17 protein-coding genes are annotated in these 17079 nt (G+C 65.3%); 14 read left to right on the top strand and 3 right to left on the bottom strand.

Going from position 1 to position 17079, the window contains the following annotated elements; all coding sequences use genetic code 11:
* The first annotated feature begins 13 nt into the window (after positions 1 to 13).
* From ILT43_RS03690 to ILT43_RS03670, 5 genes are all read left to right on the top strand, one after another.
* Positions 14 to 1342, top strand: a complete 1329-nt coding sequence (locus ILT43_RS03690) for a Wzz/FepE/Etk N-terminal domain-containing protein (RefSeq protein ID WP_204194867.1) — start codon at positions 14 to 16, stop codon at positions 1340 to 1342.
* Positions 1339 to 2046: a CpsD/CapB family tyrosine-protein kinase gene (locus ILT43_RS03685; RefSeq protein ID WP_204194859.1), complete on the top strand. Its 708-nt coding sequence runs from the start codon at positions 1339 to 1341 to the stop codon at positions 2044 to 2046. Before ILT43_RS03690 ends, ILT43_RS03685 begins: the two co-directional genes overlap by 4 nt.
* Before the next feature lie 34 nt (positions 2047 to 2080).
* Positions 2081 to 2971 carry an exosortase V gene (xrtV, locus tag ILT43_RS03680; RefSeq protein WP_204194845.1) on the top strand — a complete coding sequence of 297 codons (891 nt, stop codon included), beginning with the start codon at positions 2081 to 2083 and terminating at the stop codon, positions 2969 to 2971.
* On the top strand, positions 2968 to 3675 hold the full coding sequence (epsI, locus tag ILT43_RS03675; protein WP_204194811.1) for an exosortase-associated protein EpsI, V-type: 708 nt from the start codon (positions 2968 to 2970) through the stop codon (positions 3673 to 3675). Before xrtV ends, epsI begins: the two co-directional genes overlap by 4 nt.
* Before the next feature lie 326 nt (positions 3676 to 4001).
* Entirely contained in the window at positions 4002 to 6059 is a 2058-nt protein-coding gene (locus tag ILT43_RS03670) for a right-handed parallel beta-helix repeat-containing protein (RefSeq protein ID WP_204194785.1), read from the top strand.
* Positions 6060 to 6176: 117 nt separating this feature from the next.
* Here ILT43_RS03670 and ILT43_RS03665 read toward each other — a convergent pair whose 3' ends face one another.
* The gene (locus ILT43_RS03665) at positions 6177 to 7922 is read right to left on the bottom strand and encodes a type I secretion system permease/ATPase (protein ID WP_204194784.1); all 1746 of its coding nucleotides are present in this window, start codon (positions 7920 to 7922) and stop codon (positions 6177 to 6179) included.
* A gap of 71 nt (positions 7923 to 7993) precedes the next feature.
* The gene (locus ILT43_RS19675) at positions 7994 to 8491 is read right to left on the bottom strand and encodes an acyltransferase (protein ID WP_318293453.1); all 498 of its coding nucleotides are present in this window, start codon (positions 8489 to 8491) and stop codon (positions 7994 to 7996) included.
* 38 nt (positions 8492 to 8529) lie between these two features.
* Here ILT43_RS19675 and ILT43_RS03655 point away from each other — a divergent pair, with 38 nt between their 5' ends.
* The 4 genes from ILT43_RS03655 (at position 8530) to ILT43_RS03640 (ending at position 13160) form a co-directional block, all read left to right on the top strand.
* Positions 8530 to 8958: an acyltransferase gene (locus ILT43_RS03655; protein WP_204194783.1), complete on the top strand. Its 429-nt coding sequence runs from the start codon at positions 8530 to 8532 to the stop codon at positions 8956 to 8958.
* Positions 8959 to 9067: 109 nt separating this feature from the next.
* A complete protein-coding gene (locus tag ILT43_RS03650; RefSeq protein ID WP_204194782.1) occupies positions 9068 to 10525 on the top strand; it encodes an oligosaccharide flippase family protein in 1458 nt (485 codons plus the stop codon).
* Positions 10522 to 12219, top strand: a complete 1698-nt coding sequence (locus ILT43_RS03645; RefSeq protein WP_204194781.1) for an O-antigen ligase family protein — start codon at positions 10522 to 10524, stop codon at positions 12217 to 12219. Before ILT43_RS03650 ends, ILT43_RS03645 begins: the two co-directional genes overlap by 4 nt.
* The gene (locus ILT43_RS03640; RefSeq protein ID WP_204194780.1) at positions 12216 to 13160 is read left to right on the top strand and encodes a right-handed parallel beta-helix repeat-containing protein; all 945 of its coding nucleotides are present in this window, start codon (positions 12216 to 12218) and stop codon (positions 13158 to 13160) included. The genes ILT43_RS03645 and ILT43_RS03640 overlap by 4 nt, the downstream gene beginning before the upstream one ends.
* A 19-nt stretch (positions 13161 to 13179) precedes the next feature.
* On the opposite strand, the gene ILT43_RS03635 is transcribed toward ILT43_RS03640, so the two are convergent.
* On the bottom strand, positions 13180 to 14292 hold the full coding sequence (locus ILT43_RS03635) for an acyltransferase family protein (protein ID WP_204194779.1): 1113 nt from the start codon (positions 14290 to 14292) through the stop codon (positions 13180 to 13182).
* Between the two features lie 135 nt (positions 14293 to 14427).
* On the opposite strand from ILT43_RS03635, the gene ILT43_RS03630 reads away from it, so the two are divergent.
* The 5 genes from ILT43_RS03630 to ILT43_RS03610 all read left to right on the top strand — a co-directional run bounded on the left by ILT43_RS03630 (position 14428) and on the right by ILT43_RS03610 (position 17044).
* Positions 14428 to 14736 carry a hypothetical protein gene (locus tag ILT43_RS03630; RefSeq protein WP_204194778.1) on the top strand — a complete coding sequence of 103 codons (309 nt, stop codon included), beginning with the start codon at positions 14428 to 14430 and terminating at the stop codon, positions 14734 to 14736.
* Between the two features lie 6 nt (positions 14737 to 14742).
* Entirely contained in the window at positions 14743 to 15042 is a 300-nt protein-coding gene (locus ILT43_RS03625; protein ID WP_204194777.1) for a hypothetical protein, read from the top strand.
* A gap of 177 nt (positions 15043 to 15219) precedes the next feature.
* Positions 15220 to 15441 (top strand): hypothetical protein, encoded by a 222-nt coding sequence (locus ILT43_RS03620; RefSeq protein WP_204194776.1) that lies wholly within the window; start codon positions 15220 to 15222, stop codon positions 15439 to 15441.
* A gap of 39 nt (positions 15442 to 15480) precedes the next feature.
* Positions 15481 to 16401, top strand: a complete 921-nt coding sequence (locus ILT43_RS03615) for a hypothetical protein (RefSeq protein WP_204194775.1) — start codon at positions 15481 to 15483, stop codon at positions 16399 to 16401.
* Between the two features lie 406 nt (positions 16402 to 16807).
* Entirely contained in the window at positions 16808 to 17044 is a 237-nt protein-coding gene (locus ILT43_RS03610) for an XrtV sorting system accessory protein (RefSeq protein WP_204194774.1), read from the top strand.
* Positions 17045 to 17079 lie beyond the last annotated feature (35 nt).

The raw sequence follows: 17079 nt of genomic DNA, 5'->3' as shown, positions 1-17079 counted from the left end.
GGAGTTCCAGTCCATGAGTTTCCTGCAATTCTGTCGCATCCTGTGGGCGCGCCGCTGGATCATCCTTGCCGCGACGGCGGGGTGCTTCCTCGCCGCGCTGCTGACGATCCAGCTGCTGCCGACCCGCTACGAAGCCAAGTCGCGCGTCATGCTGGAATTGTTGAAGCCCGATCCGGTTACGGGTCAGGTGATCGCCAGCAACTTCGCGCGTACCTACATGTCGACGCAGGCCGAACTGATCCGCGACGACCGCGTCACCGGCGCGGTGGTCGACAGCCTGGGCTGGACCAACTCGCCGCAGCTGCTCGCCAGCTACAACGCGGCGGTGCCGGACCGGAGCATGGATTTCCGGCGCTGGCTGGGCCAGATCATCTCGACCAACACGAAGGTGACCCCGGTCGAGGGGAGCAATATCCTCGAGATCACCTACACTGGTAACGATCCGCAGAGCGCCGCCGCGGTCGCCGATGCGGTCCGCGCCGCCTATGTCGACCAGAGCGTCGCGTTCAAGCGCGAGTCCGCGGGCGGCACCGCCAACTGGTTCGACACGCAGCTGGTCAAGCTGCGTGGTCAGTTGACCACCGCCGAGGCGCGCAAGACCGCGTTCGAGAAGGCGAACAACGTCGTCATCCAGGATGACAACACCGACACCGAGAGCAATCGTCTGAAGGCGCTGGCCAGCTCGGCGGGTACGGTACCGCTGGTCACCCCGGCCGCCGCACCGCCGCCGTCCGCCAACGCTGCGGCGCTGGCGCAGCTTGACGCACGGATCGTGTCGGAGTCGCAGGCCCTGGGGCCGAACCACCCGACGATCCAGGACATGAAGCGTCAGCGTACCGCGCTGGCACAAACCGTCGCGCAGGAGCGGACGGCCGCGCCGACGATCAACACGGGGCCGTCGATCGCCGGTCAGGTCGCCGCACAGACGAGCAAGGTGATCGGGCAGCGCAACAAGGTCGAGGAGGCTCGTCGTCTCGGTGCCGATGTCGCCGTATTGCGAGACCAGTATGTGAAGACGGCAGCACGCGCCGCCGACCTGCGTCAGCAGGCGGAGTCGAATGACTCCGGCCTGACGTTGCTGGGCAGCGCGGTGACGCCGGAAAGCCCGAGCTTCCCGAACGTGCCGTTGATCCTGGTGGGTTCGTTCCTGTTCGGGCTGGCGCTCGGCGTGCTGTCGGCGATCATCACCGAGATGCTGAGCCGCCGCGTTCGCGGTGTCGAGGATCTCGCCGCGACCGGTGCGCCGGTCATCATCGTGGTCGGCGGTCAGGGCGAGCAGGACAAGACGTCCAAGCCGTCGCTGATGCAGCGCCTTCGCCTTCGTTCTCCGGAGATGGCATGAGCACCGTAGTCACCACTGAAAAGCCCGCCGACACGCTGGCGAAGTCCGCCACCTCCACGGAGGTGACGTTCACGCCCGGAGAGGACCTCGTGGTCCTCAACGATCCGGGCAGCGAGCGGGCGGAATCCATCGGCGCGTTGCGCACGCACGTCATGGCGCAGCATCTGGCCGTCGGTCGCCGTTCGCTGGCATTGTGCAGCCCGACGCCCGATGTGGGGTGTACGTCGCTCGCGGCGAATCTGGCGGTCGCCCTCGCCGAGGGCGGGTTGAAGACGTTGCTGATCGACGCCGATCTGCGCCGTCCGGCCGTCCATACGCTGATCCGCCCGTCTCGCGAAGTGCCGGGTCTGGCGCAGTGCCTGGCGAGCGAAACGGTAAAGTTCGGCGATGCGATCCAGTTCGATGCGATGCCGAACCTGTCGGTCATGTATGCCGGCGGACGCTCCGACCGGCCGCAGGATCTCTTGTCCTCGCCACGGTTCAACGAGCTGATCGATACCTGTCTGCGCGAGTTCGACGTGACGATCGTCGACACGCCGCCGTCGAACGCGTCAGCGGATTCGCGGCGCATCGCCACGGTGGTCGGGTATTCGCTGCTGGTCGTCGGACGGAACAAGTCGTTCGTGTCCGATGTGAAGGTGTTGTCCGAAGAACTGGCCGCCGATGGCTCGATCATCATCGGCTCCGTGCTGACGATGGCCTGACGGCTTCGACCGGCACAACACAGGACACGAAGATTTGGCGACCTCCGCGCTTCCTTTCTCCGGCGACCGGTATCGTCGCTGGCTCGATCACTGGCCGTTGATCGTCGGGTTCGCCATCATGGCGATCCCGACGATCGTGACGCTGGGCCAGCAGGTCTGGACGATGGAGATCGGGGCGCACGGCCCGATCGTGCTCGCCACCGGCATCTGGCTGCTGGCGACGCAGCGGCAGGACATCGGCGCGTTGAGCCGTCCTGGCCCGACCTGGCAGGTGGCGGCGATCATGGTGCCGGCGTTGTTGCTGTACGTGTTCGGCCGCGCCTACGACTTCATCAGTCTGGAGACGCTGGCGGTCTATGCGGCGCTGCTGGCGGCGGCGTTGTTGCTGGTCGGGTGGCGGGCGATGGCGGCGAACTGGTTTCCGCTGTTCTACCTCGCCTTCCTTGTTCCGCCGCCGGGTTGGCTGATCGACAAGATCACGTCGCCGCTGCGGATGTTCATCTCGTACGTCGTCACCAACGCCCTGCACGGGCTCGGCTATCCGATCTCCCGCGAGGGCGTGACGATGACGGTCGCGCAGTATCAATTGTTGGTCGAGGATGCCTGTTCGGGGATGAATTCGATCATCGGCCTGACCGCGATCACGCTCCTGTACATCTACCTCATGCACCGGGCATCGTGGCGCTACGCCCTGTTGCTGGTGGCGTTCATCCTGCCGATCGCGATCGTCGTGAACATGGTGCGCGTGACGGTGCTGGTGCTGCTGACCTATTATTACGGTGACGCCGTGGCGCAGGGGTTCCTGCACGTGACCGCGGGCATGATGCTGTTCGTGCTCGCGCTGCTGCTGGTGTTCGCGCTGGATGCTGCGCTTCAGAAGCTGCTCGCGCGTCGACGCGTCGCGCGGGCGGAGGTCGTGGCATGAGGCGGCGGGACGTGGTGTTCGGGCTGGGCTGCGTCGCCGCTCTGGCAGGAGCGGAGACGCTGCGGCCGCGGCGGCTTCTGTCGCTGGCGGGTGGTCGCAAGATCACGACGATGGTGCCCACAAAGTTCGCGGGCTGGGCGGCAGAGGGCGGTGGCGACATCGTCCTGCCCAAGGTTCCGGGCAGCCTCGCCGACACGCTGTACAACGAGACCGTCGCGCGGACGTACCGCAATACGGATGGTGGAGCGCCGATCATGCTGCTGATCGCCCACGGCGACTCGCAGAGCGACCTGTTGCAGTTGCATCGGCCGGAGGTGTGTTATCAGGCCGTCGGTTTCGCGATCACGGAACATCGCTTCGACCCGGTGGCGCTGGCGCCGGGGATCACCGTCCCCAGCGTCGAGCTGACCGCAAGGGCCGGCGGGCGCGTGGAGGACATGCTCTACTGGACGCGGCTGGGCGAGTATCTGCCGACGACCGCCGGCGAGCAGCGGCGCGACCGTCTGGCGGCGGCGATGGACGGCTATGTCGCGGACGGTGTTCTCGTCCGGGTGTCGATGGTGCGTGAGGGTGAGCAGGCGGATTGGGCTCGTCTGAACGCCTTCGTCGCGGCGATGATGAAGGGGACGCCGAACAACGGCCGCGTCGCGCTGGTCGGCACCGAGCGCGCGAAAGCGCTCGCGGGAGCGACGCGGATCGTCTGACCGCGCGCGATAGTCTTCGGGTCGTCGGAGCCCCGCCAGCTGGACGCTGGCGGGGTTTTTGCGTTGCGGGCTCGAACGGTCGGTTTCGGAGGATCGAACCTTACCGCCTCGGTAACGATCATGGGGTCCCGGATTACCGGAGCATTCACCATAGTTGAGCCGGGAGGCACGGATTTCCAGGCTTTTTGCCGTGATTTCAAGGTGACTCCGGGCTTAACCGAACGCGGCAGCGACGGTGAAAGGTTTCAATGCCTAATACCGGTGCAAGGAAGGCGGCGATTTCCCTCGATCGCTTCCGGTTCACGATCCCACCCGGAGTTAGATACATGGCTGTCAGTGCTACCAGTGCGTTCTCGAAGTTCGATGCAGGGTTCTCGACCGATGACCTGACGACCGGCGCGAGCTACATCGTCAAGGACACCGCTGGCCTGCTCAATATCCTGAAGGCGGCCAAGTCGGGCGACACCGTCTATCTGCAGCCCGGTGTCTATGCTTCGGTCAATCTGAACAACATCCAGATCAACGGCAATGTCACGATCGCGTCGCTGAACGCCAACAAGCCGGCCGTGTTCGCCGACCTGAAGATCAACAACAGCAAGGGGCTGACGCTGTCGGGCGTGGAACTCGATGCCAGCGTCAAGAAAGCCGACATGGGCTATCAGGTCCTGAATTCCAGCAACATCACGCTGGACAAGCTGTATGTTCACGGCACGCTGAACGACAACGCAGCGGATGATGTTCGCGCGCTGCTGGTGCGCAACAGCACCAACGTCACCGTTACCAATTCGAAGTTCGAGCAGCTGTCGGACGCGCTAAGCCACATCGACAGCAACCGGGTCACGTTTTCCGGCAACAGCTTCACGGGCATTCGCGACAACGGCATCGCGGGCGGTGGTACGTCGAACCTGACGATCAAGGACAATTACTTCACCAACTTCGATCACACAGGCGACATTCACCCGGATGCGATCCAGGTCTGGACGACGAACACGAAGACGACGACGACGGACGTCACGATCACCGGCAACGTCTTCGACCGGGGCACCGGCGATATCGTCCAGGGCATCTTCATGCGCGACCCGTACGGCACGTTGCCGTTCGAGCGCGTCACCATCTCCGGCAACACCGTCATCGGCGCGGCGTATAACGGCATCTACATCGACGGCGGCAAGGATGTCACCATTTCGGACAACACCGTCGTCGCGGTCGACGGGCAGCCGAGCTGGATCGGCGTCCTCGCGACGACCAATGCGCGCGTCACGAACAACGTCGCGTCCGATTACGTCTACAACAATTCGCAGGTGACGAAGGTCGGAAACGTCATCATGAACACCGCCACGGCAGCCGCTGCGGCTTCGGTGACGGCGTGGTTGAAGACGAATGCCAATTTGCCGAACCTCGCCAACCGGCTCGACGATGTGATCTTCGATCGGGTCGGCCTGCGCGGCTACGTCGATGTGCCGGGCACCAATGGACGCGCGAACCTGATCTTCACGGAAACCGTCATGAACGGAACGGCGGGTGCGGATCGCATGACGGCGGGCGCGATCGGCGATTATCGCCTCACCGGGGGAGCGGGCAACGACACCTTCACCGGCAATGCCGCCGGCAAGACGACGATGATCGGCGGTACGGGCGACGACACCTATGTCGTCAAGACCGTCAACGACGTCGTGGTCGAGAGTGCCAATGGCGGTACCGACACCGTCGTCACTTCGATCGACTATACGATGGGCTCCAATGTCGAGAACGTGCGGCTCGCCGCCAGTGGACTGACCGTGCACGGTAACGAGCTGGCCAACACGATGAGCGGGTCGGACGGCGACAACGTCCTGTACGGCGAGGGTGGCAACGACATCCTGATGGGCGGCGGCGGTCACGACGAGCTGCATGGCGGCCTGGGCAACGACACGCTGCGCGGCGACGCCGGCGACGACATCCTTTGGGGCGATGACGGTAACGACCTGCTCTATGGCGGCGCCGGGAACGACATCCTGCGTGGCGGCACAGGCAGCAATACTTATGAAGGCGGCGCCGGATCGGACACGATCTATGCCGGCAACGGTCAGGAGACATTCGTCTATCGCTCGGCCGATTTCGCTGCCGGCGTCAACCAGTCGGTCGATCACATCTTCAATTTCTCGTCCGCGCAGAGGGACAAGATTCACCTGGGTGCCGTCGACGCCAATACCCGCACCACGGCGGACGACGCCTTCAAATTCATCGGCACCAGCGAGTTCCACCGTGTCGCCGGCGAGCTCCGCTATGAAGTAGTCGGCCGGGACAGCTATATCCTGGGCGACACCAACGGCGACGGTGTCGCCGACGTCAAGATCCACGTCGTCGGCGTGACCTCGCTCAGCGCGGGCGACTTCGTTCTCTGATCCACAGTTCAGTACCGCGTACCCAGTAAAGCGTACCAGTCAGCGTAACTGTACAGCGTAAGTGGGCCACCGTCCGGAGTATCGGACGGTGGCCCTTCTTCGTTCGCGCGAGTGGTGTCAGGCGTCGACCGCCAGCGCCGGCGCGGTCTGGCCGATGCGTTCGGGCATTCGCAGCGGACGACGACGGTCGGGTACGATCGCCTCCCTCGGTCCGAACGCACGCACTTCGCCGTCCTGCATTAACAGCACCTTGTGGACGGCATCGAGGATCGAGGCGCGGTGCGCGACCAGCACGACGATCGCGCCGCGCGCGGTGGCGGCACGTACCGCGTCGGCCAGCGCCTTCTCGCCCGCTTCGTCCAGATTGGAGTTGGGTTCGTCCAGCACGATCAGGAACGGGTCGCCGTAGAGCGCGCGTGCCAGCGCGATGCGCTGACGCTGGCCGGCGGAGAGCGCACTGCCGTCCTGACCGACCGGGCTGTTATACCCGTCCGGCAGTTGCAGCACGAGCTGGTGGACTCCCGCGAGCGTCGCGGCCGTGACGATCGCGTCCGACGAAGCCTCCGGTTCGAAGCGGGAGATGTTGGCGGCGACGGTGCCGCCCAGCAATTCGACGTTCTGCGGCAGATAGCCGATGTGGCGACCGAGATCGTCGGCACACCATTGGTCGAGCGTCGCACCGTCCAGCCGCACCGCGCCGGCCGCGGGCTGGGTGACGCCGACGAGCGCGCGGACGAGCGTCGATTTGCCGCAGCCGCTGGGTCCGAGCACGGCGATCGCCTCGCCGGCTTCGGCCCGGAAGCTCACGTCGCGCACCGTCATGCGATCCGTGCCCGGCGGACAGACCGACAGTCCCTCGACCGACAGGGAGGCGACGGGCGCGGGGAGGGTGTGGTGCGGTGCTTCGCGCGGGAGGGCGTTCATCAGCGCCTTGAGGCGGCGCCAGCTCCCCCGTGCAGCGATGAAGCCGCGCCAGTTGGCGATGGCCATCTCGACCGGGGCGAGCGCGCGCGACGACAGGATCGAACTGGCGAAGATCACGCCGCCGCTGGCGCGGCCGTCCATGACGAGCAGCGCACCGACCGTCAGCACCGTCGATTGCAGGAGCAGGCGGAACACCTTGCTGATGCCGCCCAGCGTTCCCGCGACGCTGCTGAGCCGGTCGTTGGCGGCGAGGTGCTGACGGCTGATCTGCGCGAAACCCTCGCCGACGCGGCCCTCCATGCCCAGCGCGCGCAGCACTTCGGCGTGACGGCGCGATCCCTCTGCGGCGAGGTGGCGCTGCGATGCGGTGGCAGTGACCCGCTCCATCGGGGCGGCGGACAGGCGGTCTGTCAGGACGGTCAGCGTCACGAGGACGAGGCCGCCCACCAGCACCGTCGCACCGATCAGCGGGTGCAGGATGAACAGCACGGCGATGAAGAAGAACATCCACGGCAGGTCGATGATCGCGGTCGGCCCGCCGCCCGACAGGAAGCCGCGCACCGTGTCGAGGTCGCGCATCGGCTGGAGCGCGTCGCCGCCGCGGGTGCGGGCGATCTCGCCGATCAGCCGGTGAACGCGGCGCGACAGGCTGACGTCGACACTGGTGGAGACGTTCAGCAGCAGCTTCGACCGGATGTGGTCGAGCAGCGCCTGAAACACGTAGACCGCGGTCACCATCGCGAACAGGCCGGCCAGGGTCGGTACGCTGCGGCCGGGCAGGACCATATCGTAGACCAGCATCATGTAGATCGACCCGCCGAGCAGCAGGACGTTCAATACCGCACTCAGCAGCGCGATGCCGACGAAGGCGGCGCGGGACTGGCCGAGAAGGGAGGCCAGATCGGAACGTGGCGAGGCGGGGGGAAAGAACAGGCGCACGGGCGGGACATCCTCGGGTGACTTGCGTCGCCCTTGTCGCCGTCCGTGGTTAAGATGCCGCTAACCCTGTGCTATCGAGGCTTTCTGTTGCCATAGAAATCGGGCGTGAGCGTCAGACCCGCCGCCACTGCGGCCTCCGCGCTCGCGAGCCGGCCGAGCGCGAGAACCTCAACGCCGGTGCGCAGGACCCGCGCTGGATTGCCACCGACCACGGAGTGCGAGGGCATGTCCGCCATGACGACCGCACCGGCCCCGACGATACACTCATCCCCGATCGTCACGCCCGGCAGGATCGTGGCGCCGCCGCCGATGAAGCAGCGGCGGCCGATGCGAATGGGGAGTTCGGTTCCGGCCACGGGATCGCGGGTGAACAGCAACGTTTTGAACGCGACGAGCGTTTCTGCGCCGATCGAGATCCCGCCCGGGATGCCGGTCAGCATACGGCTCGACAGCGAGATGCTGGCCGTATCGTCGATCGCCAGATTGCGGAAGCGGTTGAGCCACCAGCGCCGGCCCGCGATCAGCCGGCGGCGCAGGTTGGCAAGTCTGTTGAGCGAGCGTACTGCCACCGTCCACCTGATAGCTGCCTGAAAGCCAAGAGCCTTACATGACGGTCACGCCCGCCGACAACGTTTCCGATCACGCACCGGCGTCGGTGAAGCGGGAAGGGCGCGCCGGCTGGCGGGAGCGGTGGCAGCGCGTGGTCCAAACCCGGATATGGGGCATGACGATCGACCGGTCCGCACGGATCGCGCCGACGGCGCTGATCGATCGCACATGGCCGACGGGGATCCATATCGGCGCGGAATGCCATATCGGCGAGGAGGCCGTGATCCTGACTCACGATCGGACACGCGGACTGTATCTGGATACCTATATCGGCGATCGGACGATCGTCGGGCCGCGCGCGATCGTGCTTCCGGGCATCACCGTGGGGGCCGACTGTGTGATCGAGCCGGGAGCATTGGTCCGAACCGACATGCCCGATCGTAGCGTCGCGCGCGGCAACCCGGCCAAGGTCGAGCCGCGGGATTGAGCGCTCAAAGTGTCCGGCGTCCCGGAATGGACGACGAGCCGCGCGCGTTGACCATTCCGCAAGGCGGTTACGTCGTATAAGGCGATCACGAAGACCTGAGTGGGGCGGTGTGTCGATACAAGAGACGGTTCTGCCGCCGCGCAAGGGCGGGCGACTGCTGCTGGTGGGAAACGGCGTCGCGCAGGCCTGTGCGCTGGCGCGCTATACCCTGCTCGCCCGGTTGCTCGGGCCGGAGCAGTTGGGCCTGTCCGTGACGCTGATCCTGACGGCGCAGTTTTTCGATTCGGTCAGCGAGAGCGGCAGCGACCGGTTTCTGATCCAGGACCGACAGGGCGATGAGCCACGCGCGCAGGCGCTGGTGCAGTTGCTGTCGGTGGTGCGCGGGTTCGTCATCGCCGGGCTGTTGCTGGTGCTCGCCCGCCCGATCGCGGGGTTCTACCGTGAGCCTATCCTGGCGGCAGGGTTGATGGGGCTGGCGATCGCGCCGATCATCACCGGCTTCTTCAACTTCGATCTGCGGCGTGTCCAGCGGCACAACGACTTCGGCCGCGAGGGGCTGGCGATGATGGTCGCCGAGGTGACGAGCCTGGCCGCGACGATCCTGGCCGCCTGGATCACCCGGAGCTACATCGCCGCGCTGGTCGGGCTGACGGTGCGCGCGGTGGCGATGGTCGCCGTTTCGCAACTGACCGCCGAGCGTCCCTATCGGATCGGCTATGCCCCGGAACATGCGAAGCGTCTGGCGACCTTCGCGGCACCGCTGATGGTGAATGGCCTGCTGCTGTTCCTGACGAGCCAGGGCGACCGGTTGCTGGTCGGGCGGCGATTGGGGGTCAGCGACCTCGGCAAATATTCCGCGGTGCTGCTGCTGATCTATTATCCCAGCATGATGCTGATGCGCTATTTCCATACCATGCAATTGCCGCTGGTCGCGGCGGCGGGCGCGACGCGCGATGGCCTGATGCGGGCGATCGACGACATGGCGAGTGCCGCGCTGCTGCTGTCGCTGGCGATGGCGGCGGGGTTCGCCGTGGTCGCGCCGATCGCCGTGCCGCTGCTGTTCGGTCATGTCTTCGCGCAGCCGGTGATAGTCATCGCCGCGATCGGCGCGTTGCAGGTCTGCCGATTCATCCGCATCTGGCCAACCACCGCGGCGCTGGCAGCCGGGAAGAGCGGCGCGGTGCTCGCCGCCAATCTCGCAAGGCTGATCGCCTTTCCCGCCGCGGCGGCGGGCGTGTGGCTGGCCGGCGGATTGTTCGGCCTGACGCTGGGGTTCGCCGCGGGAGAACTGGTCGGCGTCGGTATCGCCGTGGCGATCACCAATCGTGCGCTCGGCCTGCCGCGGATGCTGGATGCAGGCCGGGTCGCCGCGCTGACGCTGGGGTGCACGGCGATCATGGCGACCGCATGGTGCGTGGACAGGATGACGGCCGCGACGGCTCTGCCGGCGGCGGCGGCCACCGCCGTCCTGCTGGGTGCTATTGCCTGGCGTGAACGCGGTACGATAGCGAGGCTGATGGCGATGATGCCGGGGGCACGGTCGAGGGCAAGAGGGACGCACGCATGAACACCTTGACCTCCCTGCCGAGCCGGCTGGGCATCGGACGGCTGGCGCGGTTCGTGCCGGACCGGTTCCGGCCGACGCCGCGGGACGAGCGGCCGGCCCCCGCCATCGGCCGCTACGCACACCGCCATTTCCTGCGCCGCTATCGCTGGCTGTGCTTCCTGGCGCTGACGGTCTTCGCGCTCCTGTATGGCTTCGCGTTCGCGCTGTTCGGGCGATATCTGCTGGTGCAGCTTACCGCGCCGCTGGTCATCCTGACCGGGATCACCCTGTGGGTCTTGCCGGACATGGCGCGGGTGCCGGAGCGATGGCTGCCGCCGATGCTGACGGTGTTCGTCTTCGGCCTGCTGTGCTGGCCAGACTATATCGCCTTCGCGGTGCCCGGCTTGCCGTGGGTGACGATGACCCGCCTGACCGGGGTGCCGCTGACGATCATCTTGCTGGTCTGCGTATCCTGCTCGGCGGCATTTCGCGCACGCATCGCCGAAATCTGTTCCGCGACCCCGTGGCTGTGGAAGCTGCTCGTCGCGTTCATGGTCATCGCCGGATTGTCGATCGCACTTTCCAGCAACATCGTGTTCTCGATCAATCGTTACGTGCTGGCGCTATATTCGTGGGCGGCGGTGTTCGTCGTCGCGGCCTATGTCTTCGTACAGCCGGGGCGGATCAGGCGGTTCGCCTATTATCTGTGGTTCATCGCGATCTACGTCAGTGTCATCGGCGTTTACGAGGCGCGGTACAGCCGGCTGCCCTGGGCCGGCCGCATCCCATCGTTCCTGAAGATCGAGGATCCGCAAATCCTCTACATCCTGAGCGGCGTGTCGCGCGCGGCGACGGGCGTCTACCGCGTGCAGAGCAAGTTCGGCATCAGCCTGGGCCTGGGCGAGTTTCTGGGCATGTCGGTCCCCTTCATCCTGCACATCATGGTCACGGCACGCCGGCTGTGGGTACGCGTGGCGGCGTTCGCGACGTTGCCGATGATATTCTACGTCGTGCTGCGTACCGATTCGCGGCTGGCGGTGATCGGGTTCTTCATGTCGATCCTGATCTACCTGTTCTTCTGGGCGTCGATGCGGTGGTATCGGCAGAAGGACAGCCTGTTCGGGCCGCTCATCACGCTGGGCTATCCGGCGATTTTCATGGCCTTCATCGTCCTGTCGTTCGCGTGGCGCCGGCTGGAAGTGCTGGTGTGGGGTGGCGGCGCGCAGCAGAACAGCACCGACGCGCGCCGGTACCAGTATGAAGCAGGCCTGCGAATGGTGGCGAAGAACCCGATCGGTCACGGCATCGGCGAGGGCGCCCAGACCCTGGGGTACATCGCTCCGGGGGCCGACATGCTCACAATCGACACCTATTACCTCGCCGTGGCGCTGGAGTTCGGGGTCGTCGGGTTCATCGTCTATTACGCGATGGTGGTGTTGGGCATCTGGCATTCCGGCAAGACGGCGATCATGACGCGTGATCCGGAACTGGCATTCATGGGCGCGGCTTGTATCGCCATGATCAACTTCCTCATCAGCAAATCCGTATTCAGCCAGACCGAGAATCATCCCCTGATGTTCATTATGCTCGGCTTGATCGTCGCAGCGGTCTTTCGCGAACGGGCGTTGTCACCCGCGACGACGACCGCCGCTAGAAAGGGCATTGGCAAGATGTCCGGCGTGGCCGGTCGCGCTCCAGTTTTGGGCGCGGCGTGATCGTGCGGGGAATGGGGCTCGGCCTAACGCTTTCCGCGCTGGTTACCGGTATCGGCGTTGCGGCCACCATCGACCGGCGTCCGGTGACGCCAGCGAGCCTGGTGCCTGTGTTGGCCAGTGCCAAGGGTGGCGAGACGATCACATTGGCCGAGGGGGATTATGGCACCGTCGCCATGCCGGCTCGAACCTTTTCGCCAAGCCTGAAGATCGACGCACGACGAGCGCGGTTCACAGGGTTGACACTTCGTAACGTAAAAGGCGTCGAGATCACAGGCGGGGTCGTCCGGAGTCCAACGGATCAGAACTTTGCGGTGATCGTGGATTTCGCGCAACGTATCAGGCTGTCAAACATGGCCATCGGCGGTGCGCGCATCGCCGTCGCGATCAGCCGCAGCCAGGATATCGACGTGATCGGCAATGACTTCGCGGGCACGCGATCCGATGGGGTCAACGTCGCCATGTCGCAGCGTGTCCGCATCGAGCGCAATCAATGCCGTGATTTCCGGCCGATCGAAGCCGTCTATGCCGCCGACGGCAAACTCGTCCGCGATGGCGATCATCCCGACTGTGTTCAGGCGTGGTCAGCCCAAGGGTATCCGGTCACATCCGACCTGATCATCGTCGGTAACACCGCCTCCGGCTTCATGCAGGGTTTCTTCATCGCAAATCCCCATAACGGACCCGAGCAGCGCCCGTTCGAACGCGTGACAGTCAAGGATAACATCCTGACATTGTCGGCGTTCAATGGGATCGTTCTGAAAAACGTGCAGCAGGCGGACGTCAGCGGCAACACAGTCAACACCGTGAAGGGATCGGTGTTGGGTGCGTTCCCGCACCCTCCGATCAAGGCCTGGGTGCGCGTGACCGGCGGTCAGAACCGCGTATGCGGCAACGCGGTTCAGGCGGAGCCGAAGGGTGAGGGGACCACGCGTTGCAGATGAGCAGCGAACCAGGGAATAGCTAGGAGGCTCGGGTTTCTTCGGTGAAGATCGGCTCGCCTGCCCGATCGGTTGCCTCGGCCCTGTTGAGACGCCGCCGCCAACGCCCAAGTGGGCGTTCGACCAGCCGGTACATCAACGCGCCGATTATCATCGACAAGGCTGCCGCCAGAGCGACCTGTGCAATTACGGGCAAACCAGGCAAATTTTTGTAGACCGCGAGAATGATCCCGTAATGCACGAGATACAGGGTGTAGGAGTAGAGGCCCACCCGCTGCACGACCTGTAGTAGCAGAATGCGCGACAGCCAGCCTTTGTGCTGTACTGTCCACGAGAACAGGACGAACAAAGCCATTCCTTGCAGCGAGTATCTTAGACCTTCGCGAAAGCCCGGCGCACGGACTGCAAAAGTTAGCAAGACCAAAAGCATCGCCCCGGCGACATGCCACGGGCGCGGCTTCCATGCGGATCGCTCGACCAGCGGGTTGTTCCACAAAGCTAGAATACACCCGTACAAGATCGAGTCGATGCGCGTGTGGGTCCAATAGTAATTACGTTCGACTTCGCCGATTGCGTAGATATTGAACAAGCGTATCGCCAAAACTGCGCAACATGCCGCTGCGCACCAAAGCGCCAATTTCCGTGCAGGCATGGATTGCATCGCCAATCCGAAGCAGAGCGGAAACAAAAGGTAGAAGTGTTCTTCGACAGCGAGCGACCACAGCGGGATGGGTAGTCCGTCGCCCTGGCCCATCGAGGGCAGGTAGTTCACGAAGAAGAAAGCCTGCCCGAACACAACGAACGGATCTAACGGCTGATCGATAAGCCCGCTCAAGCACAACGCTGCGACGAATGCCATCGATATCCACAGCGGCGGATTGATGCGCAGAATACGTCGCCAATAGAATCCTCTAAGACTAATTTTGCCGGTATTGGTCTGTTCGATACGCAGTAGCGTCGTGATCAGGAAACCGCTCAGGAAAAAGAATATCGTAACGCCGAACCCCGCAGGGAATGCGCTCACGAGTTTCAAGTGACCGATGAAGACGATCACGATGGCTACGGCGCGTAGCCCGTCGAGTTGCGGCACATGACGCATCGTCGAAATGGCTAGAGATTCGCGTGCTTCTGCCACTTTACCCCCGATACAGTCGAAAACCTCGTTCGCAGAAGGTCGTCGGCTTGCCAAGCTATCACAGACGATGATGCCGGCTTACATTGCTGGAAAGAGATACTGAGAACAAAACAGGAATCTAAGAGGAATCTTTTAATGCCCGACTCTTTCGCCAGTTTCGTTAACAACCCCTCCGCGCCGTCCGTGCGCTTCGTGCCGGTGGTTAAGGCAGAGGTCGATCTGCCCGGCGGAACCTGCAAGGCGCTGCTGGCCCGGGTGGCGGGGACCGCCAATCTGGTCGATGCCGAGGGGCGTGCGGGCCGGCGTGCCGTTGCAGCAGGGGTATACTCCGCTGCGCTGCGTGCGCGTGGCGACGGGCCGGACGGCGACCGATATCTGGGCGCTGTACTGATGTTCGGTTTAGGGCTGGACTGGGCGACGTTGCGCTCGCGTGGCGGCGGTTGAGGCACGGTGCTGGCGCCGCCAGCCGTCACGCGGCCGCCGTTCGCGATGGGGCGGGCGTGGAACCTGTGGGGCGATAGCACGACCTTCGGTGTCGGTGCGCCGGGCAGGTCGGGCTATTCGCAGGCGCTACGCGCGATGGCGGCGGCGGGGGGAGGTGCGCCGGCCGGCGTCGCCTGTCATCTGGGCGCACCGAGCGACAGGACGCGAACCGGCGTCTGCAACGGCGGCGTGGCGGGCGAGAACATGGCGAGCATCGCCGGCCGTGTGGCGATGCTGGCGGGTGGTGCGTTCGCGGCGGAAATGTAGGGGCCGCAGTTCTTCTCCGGCGGGGGCTCAACAACTACAATAGCGGCGTGGCCGGATGGTCGCGCAACTGGCCGGCGCAGGTGAGCGTCGAACTGGGGGGCGGCGGCGGCGCGGATCGGCGGCGGGCGCGACTGGTTCCACATCCCCGCGCCCGCCGAGCACAACCGGAGCGACGGCATGATCGAGGGGGCGTCGCACGTCCATCATCGCCGCGCGATGACGGCCTCGCACGATCGCCACATCCTGAACTTCCAGCGCTATGCCCGCGATCATCCCGATCCGACGGCGGCGACGGGCTATGACGCGATCCAGAGCGGTACCAACGGGGCGGTGCCGGTTTCGCTGCGCGGAGGCGGTCCGGTCGCGATCCCGTCTACCGCGACGCGGCACCGATCGTGATCGCGGGTGCACCGTCCGACCTGTCGCCGGAGGGGGCAGGTGGCATGGAACAGCACGGCGCTGACCGTGCATCGCAAGCTGGGCGCGGTCGGCGTCGGGTCGTGGCAGGCGGTCGACATCAAGCATTTCTCCGCCCGCGGTTATGCGCTGATGGCGCGGATGGTCGGCGATTCGACGATGGCGAGCGAGGGAACGGGCCCTCCCTTCGCCCCGCCCCACGAACTGCTGACGACGGTGGACGTCGCGGCGGGTGCCGTGATCGGTCGGCTGCCGCATACGGGCGTAGCGACGAGCATGACGCTGACGATGGACCAGGTGGGGCTCGTGCCGCTCGCGACGCTGGCGATCGCCGCCGACGGTACGATCACGCGGACGAGGACGGGTGTGCTGACATCGGGGATGCAGACCTTGCATGCGTGGCCGAGCAACGCCGCCGGAACGCTGCGGACGACGGTGGGCCTGTATGTCGATACGGCGGCGGGCGTGGCGGCGTCGCGCTTCACGGTTAGGGGAAGGGGGGTGAGCCTGTACGGGCGCGAGAGCCACGGCTTCCCCAACGGGCAGCAGATCGCGGGGGCGATGCTGGTGCGGATCGATTCGCTGGCGACTGTGCCGTTCCTCATCAACCTGTCCAGGGGACCCGTCGGGCAGACGAGCTTCGCAGTGCGCGTGGCGAATGACGGGCGACTGTCGTTCGTAGGCAACAGCAACGCCGCCAGTCCGACACTGGGCGTGAACCTGTCGACGGCGGCCGGGCAGGGCCTGACGGCGGGAGTGTGGACTTGGGTCCTGTTCTCGCTCGACTTCGCGGCGGGCGCGGCGAGCGTGTGGTTCAACGACACCGCGAAGCGCTCGGCGCCTTTCCCGGTTCGGGCGCCGTGGGCGGCGAGTTACATTTCGCCGATACGTCGCCGCTCTTCCATGCGGCGCGGCCTCCGCAGCAACTGGACGACGGACTGAACGTGCTGAAGAGTGGTTTCGGGCCGTTGCTGCTGTTTCCGGGGCGATCGACTGGAGCGTGGCGGCGCACCGGCGGACGTCGTTCGATGCCGTGGGACTGCCGGTGGTGCGGGTGCCGTTCTCGCCGGTCGCGGGGGTGACGCCGCATTTCGACACCAGCGGGGGGCTGGGCGGGCTCCTGTGAGGTAGTTCGGACCCTCCCAACGCGCAGACCCTGCTGGTTCCGTCGTGGCGGTTACGGTCGCTGCTGGCAGCGGCGGCATGGATCGCTATGGGGGAATTGGTAAACTCTCCGGAATAAGGCTGCATCAAGCATGCCGCGACGGGGCATGGGACCGCCGGCGTCGATTGCCTGTGCGTGCCTGCGCCCCTAAGTAGCGGGCGGGCGGAAACTAAGGGGTTGTACGTGGAAACGATCTACGACTGGGTGACGATCGCGCTGTTTGCGGGTTTGATCGTGCTGTTTCTGCAGCGGTCCACCGCCGAAGAGCCGAGCGATCGAATGATCGAGTATCTGCCGCCGGCGATCGGATGCGCGCTGGGCAATTATCTGGGCAATCACGATCAGCATATCCTGGCCGTGCTCGTGATCGCGGCGGTGCCCGTCTACACGTGGTTCGTGCTGAAGCCCTTCGCGCGCTGATCCTCGGACGGACCGGCGGGATACTGGCCGACATC

Origin of the sequence: Sphingomonas longa, from assembly GCF_016892685.1 — a bacterium.
GTDB lineage: Bacteria > Pseudomonadota > Alphaproteobacteria > Sphingomonadales > Sphingomonadaceae > Sphingomonas > Sphingomonas longa.
This window is presented reverse-complemented; position numbering and strand designations above follow the sequence as displayed.